We start from the raw sequence: 13,071 nt of genomic DNA on the forward strand, positions 1-13,071 counted from the left end.
GGCCGATCTTTGGTGCTTTAGCCTATGAAACCGCCTTCACAAAGTCGGAACGCCTGCGGCCAACGATGTTACAGCAGGCGCATGACCGGCTCCATCGACCCGCTTTTCGCCCGCTTCGCCCCGCCGCTTCGTGAGCAGGGGCCGTTGCGCCAGGCCATCACCGCCGCCTATCGCCGCCCCGAGGCCGAATGCCTCGCGCCGCTGATCGAGGCCGCGACGCTTCCCGACGCGCTGCGCACGCGCATCGCCGGCACCGCGCGCACGCTGATCGAGGGGCTGCGCGCGCGGCCCAATCTCGGCGGCGTCCAGGGGCTCGTCCAGGAATATGCGCTGTCGAGCGAAGAGGGCGTCGCGCTGATGTGCCTCGCCGAGGCGCTGCTGCGCATCCCCGACACCGCGACGCGCGACGCGCTCATCCGCGACAAGATCGCCGGCGGCGACTGGAAGGCGCATCTGGGCGAGGGGCGCTCGCTCTTCGTCAACGCGGCAAGCTGGGGGCTCGTCGTCACCGGCAAGCTCGTCACGCCCACCGACGGCCGCGGCCTCGCCGCCGCGCTCGGCCGGCTGATCGCGCGCGCGGGCGAACCCGTGATCCGCAAGGGCGTCGACCTCGCGATGCGGATGATGGGCGAACAGTTCGTCACCGGCCAGACGATCGACGAGGCGCTGCGCCGCGCGCGCACGCTCGAGGCCAAGGGCTTCGCCTATTCCTACGACATGCTCGGCGAGGCGGCGACGACCGCCGCCGACGCCGAACGCTATCGCCGCGACTATGAACAGGCGATCCACGCGATCGGCAAGGCATCGGCCGGGCGCGGCGTCTATGCCGGGCCGGGCATCTCGATCAAGCTGTCGGCGCTCCACCCGCGCTATTCGCGGGCGCAGGCGCACCGCGTCGCCGAAGAGCTGATCCCCACCGTCCGCTCGCTCGCGCTGCTCGCGCGCCAGTACGATATCGGCATCAACATCGACGCCGAGGAGGCCGACCGGCTCGAACTCTCGCTCGATCTGCTCGAAACGCTTGCCTTCGATCCCGACCTCGGCGGCTGGGACGGTCTCGGCTTCGTCGTCCAGGGCTATGGCAAGCGCTGCCCCTTCGTGATCGACTGGCTGATCGATCTGGCGCAGCGCAGCCGTCGACGGCTGATGGTCCGGCTGGTCAAGGGCGCCTATTGGGATGCCGAGATCAAGCGCGCGCAGGTCGACGGGCTGCCCGGCTTCCCGGTCTACACGCGCAAGGTGCATACCGACGTCGCCTATATCGCCTGCGCGCGCAAGCTGCTGGCGGCGACCGACCATATCTTCCCGCAATTCGCGACGCACAACGCGCAGACGCTGTCGACGATCTACCACCTCGCCGGCCCCGATTTCGCGATCGGCCGCTATGAGTTCCAGTGCCTGCACGGCATGGGCGAGCCGCTCTACGACCAGGTGGTGGGCAAGGCCGGGCTCGACCGCCCGTGCCGCATCTATGCACCCGTCGGCACGCACGAGACGCTGCTTGCCTATCTCGTCCGCCGGCTGCTCGAAAACGGCGCCAACTCGTCGTTCGTCAACCGCATCGGCGACCCCTCGGTGCCCGTCGAATCGCTGCTCGCCGACCCGGCGGCGGAGGTGCGCGCGATGCCCGAACCCGGCGCGCCGCATCCCGCGATCGCGCTGCCGCAGGCGCTGTTCCCCGGCCGCCGCAACGCCGCCGGGCTCGATCTTTCGGACGAGACCCGGCTCGCCGCGCTCGACGCCGCGCTCCAGGCGGGGCTGGCCCGCACGCGCGTCGCGGGAACGCCGGGCACCGGCACGCCGCGCGCAGTGCGCAACCCGGGCGATCACCGCGACATCGTCGGCGAGGTGATCGAGCTGGCGCCCGCCGCCGTCGCCGATCTGGTCGCGCGCGCCGCCGACGCCGCGTCCGGCTGGGCCGCCACCCCCGTCGCCGATCGCGCCGCCTGTCTCGATCGCGCCGCCGACGCGCTCGAGGCGGCGATGCCCGACCTGCTCGGGCTGATCGCGCGCGAGGCGGGCAAGACGATGTCGAACGCCATCGCCGAGGTGCGCGAGGCGGTCGACTTCCTGCGCTATTATGCGCAACAGGCGCGCACCGCGCTCGCCGCCGACGCGCGCCCGCTCGGCCCGGTCGCGTGCATCAGCCCGTGGAACTTCCCGCTGGCGATCTTCACCGGCCAGCTCGCCGCCGCGCTCGTCGCGGGCAACCCGGTCCTCGCCAAGCCCGCCGAGGAAACGCCGCTGATCGCCGCCGAGGCAGTGCGCGTCCTCCATGCCGCGGGCGTGCCCCAGGCGGTGCTTCAGCTCGTGCCGGGCGACGGCGCGGTCGGGGCCGCGCTCGTCGCCGATCCGCGCGTCGCCGGGGTGATGTTCACCGGCTCGACCGAGGTCGCCCGCGCGATCCAGCGCCAGCTCGCGACGCGGCTCGCGCCCGACGGCCATCCGGTGCCGCTGATCGCCGAAACCGGCGGGCAGAACGCGATGATCGTCGACTCCTCGGCGCTCGCCGAACAGGTGGTCGCCGACGTGCTCGCCTCGGCATTCGACAGCGCGGGCCAGCGCTGCTCGGCGCTGCGCATCCTCTGCCTTCAGGAGGAGGTCGCCGACCGCACGCTCACGATGCTGCGCGGCGCGCTGCACGAACTGTCGATCGGCCGCACCGACCGGCTGGCCGCCGATATCGGCCCCGTCATCACCGCCGAGGCCAAGGCGACGATCGACGCGCATGTCGAACGGATGCGCGCCGCGGGGTGCCGCATCGAGCAGCTTCCGCTGCCCGAAAGCGCCGCGCACGGCACCTTCGTCGCGCCGACGATCATCGAGATCGACCGGATCGACGCGATCGGACGCGAGGTGTTCGGCCCCGTGCTCCACGTCCTGCGCTATCGCCGCGACGATCTCGACGCGCTGGTCGATGCGATCAACGCCACCGGCTATGGCCTCACCTTCGGCCTCCACACCCGGCTCGACGAAACGATCGCGCAGGTGCTCGGCCGGATCGAGGCGGGCAACCGCTACGTCAACCGCAACATCATCGGTGCGGTCGTCGGGGTTCAGCCCTTTGGCGGGCGCGGCCTGTCGGGAACCGGACCCAAGGCGGGCGGCCCGCTCTATCTCGGCCGGCTGGTGCGCGGCGGCGCCACGCCCGCGCTCGCGCCTGCCGACGCGGCCGATCCTGCGCTTGTCGCCCTTGCCGACTGGCTCGCTCAGCGGGCCGCGCCCGCCGCGGCGTCGCTCACCGCGCTCGCGGCGACGATCCCGCTCGGCGTCGAAGCCGTGCTCGACGGGCCGGTCGGCGAACGCAACCTCTATGCGCTTGCCCCGCGCGGCCGCATCCTCGCCGTTCCCGCGACCGAGGCGGGGCTGTTCGCCCAGCTCGGCGCGATCCTCGCGACGGGCAACCGCGCGCGCATCGTTGCCGCCGCGCCGCTGCGGCGCGCGCTCGACGGCGCGCCCGCGCCAGTCGCCGCGCGCATCGAATGGGCGGAAACGCTGGCCGAGGGCCAGGGCTGCGCCGCCGCGCTGATCGAGGGCGAAGGCGATGCCGTCATCGCCGCGCAGACCGCGCTTGCCGCGCTTCCCGGCGCGGTGATCGCGGTGCAGGCGGCGTCGGGCACCGCGCTCGCCGCTCATGGCGCGGCCGCCTATGCGCCGCTGCTGCTCGTCGAAGAGGTGTCGACCTCGATCAACACCACCGCTGCGGGCGGCAATGCCAGCCTGATGGCGATCGCCTGACCCCGTGCTGCGGCGGCGCGGCTCGGGTCGCGCCGCCGCCGTACCGGGCGCAAAAGTTCTTGCGATTGACTATTAAGAGCGATAGTCGCGCCGCGTGGCAGAGACTTCCGCTTCCGACCCGACTCGTCCGATCGACCGCCAGCTCCGGCGCGGCTTCTGGTTGCGCCAGATCCATCGCTGGCACTGGATCAGCTCGGCCTTCTGCCTGGTCACGATGCTGCTCTTCGCCGCGACCGGGATCACGCTCAATCATGCCGCGGACATTTCCGCCGATCCGGTGACGGTGAAGCGCAGCGTGCCGCTCGACGCGCCCGCGCGTGCCGCGCTCGCCGGGGTCCATCTCGCCGACGGTGCGCACGCGCCGCTCCCCGCCCCGGTCGCGCGCGCGGTCGAACAGGCGCTTCGGGTCCAGCCCGGCACCGCCCCCGCCGAATGGTCCGAGTTCGAGGCGTTCGTCCAGCTCCCGCGCCCCGGCGGCGACGCGACGCTGACGATCGACCGCGAGGCGGGCACCGCGACGCTCGAAACCACCGATCGCGGCTGGGTCGCCTATCTCAACGATCTTCACAAGGGCCGCAACACCGGCACGGCGTGGAACTGGTTCATCGACCTGTTCGCGGTGTGCTGCCTCGTCTTCACGATCACCGGGCTGCTGCTGCTCCAGCTCCACGGGCGCAACCGCCCCGCGACCTGGCCGGTGGTCGGCTTCGGGCTGCTCGTCCCCGTGCTTCTCGTCCTCCTTCTCGTCCACAGGTGAACCCATGCCGCAACTCGCCCACCGCCTGATCCTCACCGGCCTCGCCGGCGTCGCCGCGACCGGCCCGGCGATGGCGGGGACGCTCGACGTCACCGTCACCATCCCCCAGCTTCGCACCGCCGAATATCATCGGCCCTATGTCGCGATCTGGCTCGAACAGCCGGGTCAGCCGACGATCCGCACGCTCGCGGTCTGGTATGATTTCGACAATCGCGAAAATCGCGGGCTCAAATGGCTGCGCGACCTGCGCAGCTGGTGGCGCAAGGGCGGACGCGAGCTGACGATGCCCGCCGACGGGCTCACCGGCGCCACCCGCGCCCCCGGCCCCCAGCGCGCACGCTTCAACGTCGGCGCGCTCAAGCCCGGCAATTACGTGCTGATGGTCGAGGCCGCGCGCGAAGAGGGCGGCCGCGAACTGGTCAGCGTGCCGATCGCGTGGAACGGCCGCGCGGCGACCGGCCGCGGCACCGGGTCGAGCGAGCTCGGCGCGATCACCGCCACGCTGCGCCCCTGATCCCCCGTCCCCGTTCGCAGACGTCCCCGTTCGCAGACAAGGAACCTCCCGATGAAGCGCATCCTCCTCCTTGCCGCCACCGCGCTGCTCGCCACGCCCGCGGTCGCGCACAATATGTGGATCAAGCCCTCGGCCACCACCGTCTCGGGCGACGAGGGCTGGGTCACGTTCGACGCCGCCGCGTCCACCGACGTGTTCGTCCCCGATCATCAGCCGCTCCCGCCCGAGGCGTTCCGCGCCTATGCCCCCGACGGGTCCGAGGTGAAGCTCGAAAACGCGATGCGCGGCCGCTTCCGCAGCACGTTCGACCTGCATCTCACCCAGGTCGGCACCTGGCGCGTCGCGCTCGAAAACGGCGGGATCATGGGCAGCTACACGCTCAACGGCCAGGCCTATCGCGTCGGCGGCCGTCCGGGAATGCGCCCCGGCGCGCCGGGTGCCCCCGCCGCTCCCGCCGGTGCGCCGATCTTCGTCCCCGCGACGCCCGATTTCGTCGCGCCCGCCGGCGCCACCGACGTCAAGCTGCTGCTCACCGCCAACCGCAACGAGGTGTTCGTCACGCTCGGCAAGCCCAGCACGATCGCGCTCAGCGGCAAGGGGCTCGAGATGCAGCCGCTCACCCACCCCTCCGATCTCGTCGCCGACACGCTCGCGCGCTTCCGCTTCCTCGTCGACGGCAAGCCCGTCGCCGGGCTCGAGGTCGAGCTGACGCCGGAGGGTCGCCGCTTCCGCAACGATCAGGGCACGCTCACGCTCAAGACCGACGCCAGGGGCGAGATCGCCGTGCGCTGGCCCGGCGCGGGGCTGTACTGGATCCATGCGAGCTACAGCGACGATGCCGCGCCGCGCCCCGGCATCACCGGCCGCCGCTTCGGCTATACCAGCTCGGTCGAGGTGATGGCGCCCTGACGGCGCCCGCCCGCCCGGCCTGCCCATCCGCGTCGCGATGCTCGAACCGCTGCTCCTCCTCCCGCTGACCGCCGATCCCGCGCGGCTCGTCTGCCCGGCGGGGGCGGTGCGCCACGATCTCGGCGGCGCGACGATGGGCACGCGCTGGTCGCTTCGCCTCGCCGCCCCGGCGCTGCCGCCGGGGCTCGGCGAGCGCATCCAGGCCGAACTCGATATGGTCATCGCCGAAATGAGCCATTGGGAGCCGGGTTCGCACCTGTCGCGCTTCAACGCCGCGCCCGCCGATAGCTGGCACGCGCTGCCCCCCGGCTTCGCAGCGGTGATGGCGGCGGCGCTGGACCTGGCGGCGCTCAGCGACGGCGCGTTCGATCCCGCGATCGGTGCGGTCGTCGATCTCTGGGGTTTCGGCGCGGTCGCGGCGGAGCGGCTGCCGCCCGATCCGGCCGCGCTCGCCGCCGCGCGCGCCGCCGGGGGATGGCGCCGGCTCGGCTTCGATCGCGCGACCGCGCGGCTGCATCAGCCGGGCGGCGCCCGGCTCGACCTGTCGGCGATCGCCAAGGGCCATGCCGTCGACCGCGTCGCCGCGCTGCTGCGCGACGCGGGCCACCCCGCCTTCCTCCTCGAAATCGGCGGCGAGCTTCGCGGCGAGGGGCTGCGGCCCGACGGCCAGCCCTGGTGGGTCGATGTCGAGCCGCCGCCCGGCTGCCCGCTCCCGCGCACGCGGATCGGGCTCACCGGGCTGTCGGTGGCGACCTCGGGCGACTATCGCCGCTTCCACGCGGTCGACGGCCGCCGGCTGGCGCACACGCTCGATCCGCGCACCGGCACGCCGGTCTCCAACGCGCCGCCCTCGGTCAGCGTGCTCCACGATCAGGCGATGCTCGCCGACGCCTGGGCGACTTTGCTCACCGTGCTCGGCGTCGATGCCGGGCTCGCGCTCGCCGATGCGCACGGCATCGCGGCGATCTTCCTGCACCGCAGCGCGCATGGCTGGTTGCGCAGCCTCAGCGCCGCCGCGCGCGCCATGGCCGAATGAGCGGCCGAATGAACGGAAAACGATGAACGAAGCAATGCGGATCGGACTGGCGCTGGCGGCGACGCTCGGCTGGAGCGGGCTCGTCGCGGCCAGCGTCGTGCGCCATCGCCGCACGCGCGTCGCGGTCGCACCGGCCACCATCCTCGTCGTCGACGCCAGCCAGACGGGCAACGCCGTCGCGCTCGCCGATGCCACCGCCGCCGCGCTCACCGCCTCGGGCTGCGCCGTCACGCGCATCGGCATCGCCGCGCTCCGCCCCGACCATCTCCGCGCGACCGATGCGGCGCTGTTCGTCGCCGCGACCACGGGCGAAGGCGATCCGCCCGACGATGCCGCGCCCTTCCTTCACGCCTGGCACGCGGCCCCGCCCGCGCTCGGCCATCTCCATTATGCGGTGCTCGCGCTCGGCGACCGGCATTACCGCCATTTCTGCGCCTTCGGGAACCAGCTCGACGCGCTGTTGCGCCGCGCGGGCGCGCAACCGCGCTTCGACCGGGTCGAGGTCGATGCGGGCGATCCCGGTGCGATCCGCCACTGGCAACAGAGCCTGCGGCTGTTCGGCGCGGCGACCGACCTGCCCGACTGGCAACCGCCCGCCTATCGCCGCTGGCGGCTCGCCGAACGCACGCATCTCAACCCGGGCAGCCCCGGCGCGCCGCTCTATCGCATCCGCCTCACGCCGGACGAGGACGGCATCGTCTGGCGCGCGGGCGATGTGGCCGAGCTTTATCCCGGCCCCGCCGACGCGGCGTTCGCGCCGCACCCGCCGCTGCCGCACCGCGAATATTCCCCCGCCTCGCTCCCGCACGAAGGCGGGCTCGACCTGCTCGTCCGGCTGTTCCACGCGCCCGACGGGACGCCGGGCCTCGGCTCGGGGTGGCTGTGCACGCGCGCGGCGATCGGCGCGCGCGTCGCGCTGCGGCTGCGCGCCAATCCCGGCTTCCACGCCCCCGATCCGGCGGTGCCGATGCTGCTCGTCGGCAACGGCACCGGCCTTGCAGCGTTGCGTGCGCATCTCGTGGCGCGCGCGCCCGGCACGCGCAACTGGCTGGTCTATGGCGAGCGCGATCCGGCGCACGACCGTCCGCTCGCCGATACGCTCGAACAATGGCGCCGCGACGGGCTTCTCGAACGGCTCGACCTCGTCTTCTCGCGCGCCGCCGATGCCGATGCGCGCTACGTCCAGCACCGCCTCGCGGCCGAGGCGCCGCGCGTGCGCGACTGGGTCGCGGCGGGCGGCGCCGTCTATCTGTGCGGCAGCATCGCGATGGCCGAGGGGGTCGACGCCGCGCTCGCCGACATTCTGGGGGCCGACGGCCTGCGCGCGCTCGCCGCGGCGGGCCGCTATCGCCGCGACGCCTATTGATCGCACGGCCCGGGACCGCATGAAAAAGGGGGGCAGCACCGCGGCGCTGCCCCCCTTTCTGATCGGTCGCCGTCGCTGCGCTCTCGCGCGCGCGGCGGCTCAGTTGAGCCCGCCGCCCAGCACCCGGTACAGCGTCACCAGATTGGTCGCGCGCGCCAGCCGCGTCGCGATCAGGTCGCGCCGCGCGCCATAGGCGGTACGCTGCGCATCGAGCGTGGTCAGGAACGATTCGACCCCGGCGCGATACCGCGCCTCGGACAGCCGCGACGCCGTCACCGCCGCCTCGGCACGCGCGGACCGCGCCGCGACCTGCTCGCCGATCGTCCCGCGCGTCGCCAGCGCGTCGGCGACCTCGCGGAACGCCGTCTGCAACGTCCGCTCATAGCTCGCCGCCGCCGCCTGGGCCTGCGCACGCGCCGCCTCCAGGTTGCCGCGCCGCCGCCCGAAGTCAAAGATCGGCAGCGTCGCCGCCGGCGCGACCGACCAGGCGTCGCTGTTCTTGCCGAACAGCCCCGACAGCGCGGTGCTCACCGTGCCGAAGCTCGCGGTGAGCGAGATCGTCGGGAACATCGCCGCGCGCGCCGCGCCGATATTCGCGTTCTGCGCGATCAGCTGGTGTTCGGCCTGCAGCACGTCGGGCCGGCGCAGCAGCACGGTCGAGCTCAGGTCGGCGGGCAGCGCGTCGATCGTCACCCGCCCCTCGCCCAGCCCGTTGGGCAGCAGCGTGTCGGGCACGCTCGTTCCCGCCAGCAGGTTCAGCGCATTGCGGTCCTGCGCGATCTGCGCCTCCAGCGTCGCGATGTCGTTGCGCGCCGCCTGATAGTTGGTCTCGGCCTGGCGCACCTCCAGCTCGGATGCGGTGCCGATGCGGAACTGCGCGCGCGTCAGCTCGAGCGACTGGCGAAAGCTCTCCAGCGTGTCGCGCGCGATGCCCAGCAGGTCCTGGTCGGCGGCAAGCGCCAGATAGGCCGACGCGATTTCGGAAATCAGGCTGATCCGCGTCGCGCGCTGCGCTTCCTGCGTCGCGAAAAAGTCCTGGAGCGCCGCCTCGTTGAGGTTGCGGATACGCCCCCACAGGTCGATCTCGAACGCCGAAACGCCGATATTGGCCTGATAGATCTCGATCGTGTCGTTGCTGCCGCCGGCACCCGCCCCGGCACCGGCGCCGCCGGCCCCGGCCTGTGCGCCGCGGCTGTTGGCGAACGCCGCCGTCCCCGTCGCGTTGAGCGACGGGAGCAGGTTCGATCGCTGGATGCGATACTGTGCGCGCGCCGCCAGCACATTGGCCGCCGCGACGCGCAGGTCGCGGTTGTTCTCCAGCCCCAGCGCGATCACGTCGCGCAGCCGCGCGTCGGTGAAGAAGTCATGCCAGCCGATCGCCGACACGTCCGTCCCCTCAGCCGCCGCGGCGGGATAGGGCCCGCCCTGCGGCAACGTTGCGGGAACCGCGCCTTCGGGGCGGACATAGCGCGGGGCCATGTTGCACCCGGCCAGCAGCGTGCTGGCGAAAAGCGCGGCAAGGATCTTGGTCTTGGTCGTGGTCACGGTTCAGGCTCCCTCGGGCTGCGTCGGGCCGTTGTCCCCGGGCTCGCCGCCCCTGGGCTCGATGTCGCGGTTCGCAGCCGCGTCCTTCGTCCGGCGGCGCGCGAACAGGCTGCGCACCACCACGAAGAACATCGGAATGAAGAAGATGCCGAGCAGCGTGGCCGAAAGCATGCCGCCCACCACCGCGCGGCCGATCGCATTCTGCCCGCCCGCGCCGGCGCCGGTCGAAATCGCCAGCGGCAGCACGCCGAACACGAATGCCAGGCTGGTCATCAGGATCGGGCGCAGGCGCAGCCGCGCGGCGGCGATGGCGGCGTCGAACGCCCCCATACCCTCGCGCATCCGCTCCTCGGCGAACTCGACGATCAGGATCGCGTTCTTCGCCGACACGCCGATCGTGGTGATCAGGCCGACCTGGAGGTAGATGTCGTTGTTGAGCCCGGTCAGCATCGCCGCGAGCAGCGCGCCGACGACGCCCAGCGGCACGACGAGCAGCACCGAGATCGGCACCGACCAGCTTTCGTACAGCGCGGCAAGGCACAGGAACACGATCAGCAGCGACAGCGCATAGAGCGCGGGCGCCTGGTTGCCCGACAGCCGCTCCTCATAGGACAGGCCCGTCCATTCGAGCGCGGTGCCCGGCGGCAGCTTGGCGTGGATTTCCTCCATCGCCTGCATCGCCGCGCCCGAGCTCAGCCCCGGCGCCGCGCCGCCCTGGAGCTGCATCGCGGGCTGGCCGTTATAGCGCGTCAACTGCACCGGCGCCTGCGTCCAGCTCAGCGTCGTGAAGGCGCTATAGGGCACCATCGCGCCGTTCGCGCCGCGGACATAGAAGTTGTTCAGGTCCTCGGGCTTCAGGCGATAGGGTTCGTCGGCCTGGACATAGACGCGCTTGACGCGGCCGCGGTCGATGAAGTCGTTGACATATTGCCCGCCCCACGCCGACGCGATCGTGGCGTTGACGGCGTTGAGGTCGAGCCCCAGCGCGCGCGCCTTGTCCTGGTCGACGTCGATCTTGAGCTGCGGCGCGTCCTCCAGCGACATCGGGCGCACCTGCACCAGCCGCTTGTCCTGCATCGCCATGCCCAGCATCATGTTGCGCATCTGGACCAGCTTCTCGTGCCCCATGCCGACCTGGTCGACCAGCTGGACGTCAAAGCCGGTGGCGTTGCCCAGTTCCTGCACCGCGGGCGGCACCAGCGCAAAGATCATCGCGTCGTGGAACTGCATGAACGGCCCCATCGCGCGCCCGGCGATCGCCTGCGCCTTGTTGGCCGCGCCCGAACGGTCGCCCCAGTCCTTCAGCAGGACGAAGGCAAGGCCCGCATTCTGGCCCTGGCCGGCAAAGCTGAAGCCATTGATCGTGAACACGCCGTCGACATTCGCCTTCTCGGCATTGAGGAAATGGTCGCGCACCAGCGCCAGCCCCTTGTCGGTCCGCGACGTCGTCGCGCCCGACGGGCCCTGCACCAGCGCGATGATCGACCCCTGGTCCTCTTCGGGAAGGAATCCGGTGGGCAGCCGCACGAACAGCAGCCCCATGCCCACGCCGATCAGCACATAGACGAGCATCGAGCGCTTCCAGCTCCGCGAGATCCGGGTGACGCCGCCCTCGTACCGCATCGAATTGCGCTCGAACGTGTCGTTGAACCAGCGGAAGAACCGCGCCAGCGGCCCGTGCCCTTCCAGCTTGCCGGGGTCGTGCGGCTTCAGGATCGTCGCGCACAGCGCCGGCGTCAGGATCAGCGCGACCATCACCGACAGCGCCATCGCCGACACGATCGTGATCGAGAACTGGCGATAGATCACGCCGGTCGACCCGCCGAAGAACGCCATCGGCAGGAACACCGCCGACAGCACCAGCCCGATGCCGACCAGCGCGCCGCTGATCTCGTCCATCGACTTCTTGGCGGCTTCCTTGGGGCTCAGATGCTCGGTGGTGATCAGTCGCTCGACATTCTCGACGACGACGATCGCGTCGTCGACGAGCAGGCCGATCGCCAGCACCATGCCGAACAGCGTCAGCGTGTTGATCGAATAGCCCGCGACCGCCATCACCGCAAAGGTGCCCAGCAGCACCACCGGCACCGCGATCGTCGGGATCAGCGTCGCGCGGAAGTTCTGCAGGAACAGGAACATCACCAGGAACACGAGCACCACGGCCTCGACCAGCGTGTGCACCACCTGCTCGATCGAAAGCCGCACGAACGGCGTCGTGTCGTAGGGATAGATGACCTTGACGTCGGCCGGGAAGGTCTTGGCGATCTCGCCGATCCGCGCCTTCACCGCGTCGACGGTGTTGAGCGCGTTCGCGCCCGGCGCCAGCTTGATGCCGAAGCCCGAGGCGGGTTTGCCGTTCCAGCGCGTGTCGAACCCGTAATTCTCGGCGCCCAGCTCGACGCGCGCGACGTCGCGCAGCCGCACCACCGCGCCCGCGGCGCTCGTCTTCAGGCGGATATTGCCGAATTCCTCGGCGGTCTGGAGCCGCGACTGGACCGAAACGGTCGCGTTGAGCATCTGCTCCTTCGGCGCGGGCTGCGCGCCGATCTGCCCCGCCGAAACCTGCGCGTTCTGCGCCTGCAGCGCGGCCGTCACATCGGCCATCGTCAGCTGATAGCCGTTGAGCTTCAGCGGATCGACCCACACGCGCATCGCATATTGCGAACCGAACACCTGCGTGTCGCCGACGCCGTTGACGCGGCTCAGCGGGTCCTGGATGCGCGACGCGATCAGGTCCGACAGGTCGGCGGCGTTATGCGCGCCGTTCTCGGAATACAGGCCGACGATCAGCAGGAAGTTGGTGGTCGCCTTGGCGACGCGGATGCCCTGTTGCTGCACTTCCTGCGGCAACAGCGGCGTCGCCGCCTGCAGCTTGTTCTGCACCTGCACCTGCGCGATGTCGGGATCGGTGCCCTGCTCGAAGGTCAGCGTGATCTCGACGGTGCCCGCCGAGCTCGACGACGACGAGAAGTAGCGAAGGTGGTCGATCCCCTTCATCTGCTGCTCGATGATCTGCGTCGTCGTGTTTTCCAGCGTCTGCGCGTCGGCGCCCGGATAGGTCGCGGTGATGCTGACCGACGGCGGCGCGATCGACGGGAACTGCGCGATCGGCAGGCTGCGCATCGCCAGCACGCCCGCCAGCATCAGGATGATGGCGATGACCCATGCAAAGATGGGCCGGTCGATGAAGTAGCGCGACATGGTGC

8 protein-coding genes are annotated in these 13,071 nt (G+C 71.4%); 6 read left to right on the plus strand and 2 right to left on the minus strand.

Features of this window, described 5'->3' with window-relative positions; all coding sequences use genetic code 11:
* Positions 1 to 81: 81 nt before the first annotated feature.
* From putA to ACT3CF_RS10320, 6 genes are all read left to right on the plus strand, one after another.
* Entirely contained in the window at positions 82 to 3,738 is a 3,657-nt protein-coding gene (gene putA, locus ACT3CF_RS10295) for a trifunctional transcriptional regulator/proline dehydrogenase/L-glutamate gamma-semialdehyde dehydrogenase (protein WP_478422450.1), read from the plus strand.
* Between the two features lie 94 nt (positions 3,739 to 3,832).
* Complete coding sequence (locus ACT3CF_RS10300) at positions 3,833 to 4,495, plus strand: PepSY-associated TM helix domain-containing protein (RefSeq protein WP_478422452.1); 663 nt, start codon at positions 3,833 to 3,835, stop codon at positions 4,493 to 4,495.
* A gap of 4 nt (positions 4,496 to 4,499) precedes the next feature.
* Positions 4,500 to 5,009: a DUF2271 domain-containing protein gene (locus ACT3CF_RS10305; RefSeq protein ID WP_478422454.1), complete on the plus strand. Its 510-nt coding sequence runs from the start codon at positions 4,500 to 4,502 to the stop codon at positions 5,007 to 5,009.
* Positions 5,010 to 5,060: 51 nt separating this feature from the next.
* A complete protein-coding gene (locus tag ACT3CF_RS10310) occupies positions 5,061 to 5,918 on the plus strand; it encodes a DUF4198 domain-containing protein (RefSeq protein WP_478422456.1) in 858 nt (285 codons plus the stop codon).
* 133 nt (positions 5,919 to 6,051) lie between these two features.
* On the plus strand, positions 6,052 to 6,954 hold the full coding sequence (locus ACT3CF_RS10315) for an FAD:protein FMN transferase (protein WP_478422820.1): 903 nt from the start codon (positions 6,052 to 6,054) through the stop codon (positions 6,952 to 6,954).
* Positions 6,955 to 6,976: 22 nt separating this feature from the next.
* Positions 6,977 to 8,320 (plus strand): flavodoxin domain-containing protein, encoded by a 1,344-nt coding sequence (locus tag ACT3CF_RS10320; protein WP_478422458.1) that lies wholly within the window; start codon positions 6,977 to 6,979, stop codon positions 8,318 to 8,320.
* Positions 8,321 to 8,419: 99 nt separating this feature from the next.
* Here ACT3CF_RS10320 and ACT3CF_RS10325 read toward each other — a convergent pair whose 3' ends face one another.
* Positions 8,420 to 9,865, minus strand: a complete 1,446-nt coding sequence (locus ACT3CF_RS10325) for an efflux transporter outer membrane subunit (protein WP_478422460.1) — start codon at positions 9,863 to 9,865, stop codon at positions 8,420 to 8,422.
* A gap of 3 nt (positions 9,866 to 9,868) precedes the next feature.
* Positions 9,869 to 13,066 carry an efflux RND transporter permease subunit gene (locus tag ACT3CF_RS10330; protein WP_478422461.1) on the minus strand — a complete coding sequence of 1,066 codons (3,198 nt, stop codon included), beginning with the start codon at positions 13,064 to 13,066 and terminating at the stop codon, positions 9,869 to 9,871.
* Positions 13,067 to 13,071: the final 5 nt, after the last annotated feature.

It is taken from the genome of Sphingomonas chlorellae, assembly GCF_056485145.1.

Excerpts from the sequence above, each read along its gene's own strand:
- putA (WP_478422450.1), top strand. The coding sequence starts at position 82 with ATGACCGGCTCCATCGACCCGCTTTTCGCCCGCTTCGCCCCGCCGCTT.
- ACT3CF_RS10305 (WP_478422454.1), top strand. The coding sequence starts at position 4,500 with ATGCCGCAACTCGCCCACCGCCTGATCCTCACCGGCCTCGCCGGCGTC.
- ACT3CF_RS10310 (WP_478422456.1), top strand. The coding sequence starts at position 5,061 with ATGAAGCGCATCCTCCTCCTTGCCGCCACCGCGCTGCTCGCCACGCCC.
- ACT3CF_RS10315 (WP_478422820.1), top strand. The coding sequence starts at position 6,052 with ATGGGCACGCGCTGGTCGCTTCGCCTCGCCGCCCCGGCGCTGCCGCCG.
- ACT3CF_RS10320 (WP_478422458.1), top strand. The coding sequence starts at position 6,977 with ATGAACGAAGCAATGCGGATCGGACTGGCGCTGGCGGCGACGCTCGGC.
- ACT3CF_RS10330 (WP_478422461.1), bottom strand. The coding sequence starts at position 13,066 with ATGTCGCGCTACTTCATCGACCGGCCCATCTTTGCATGGGTCATCGCC.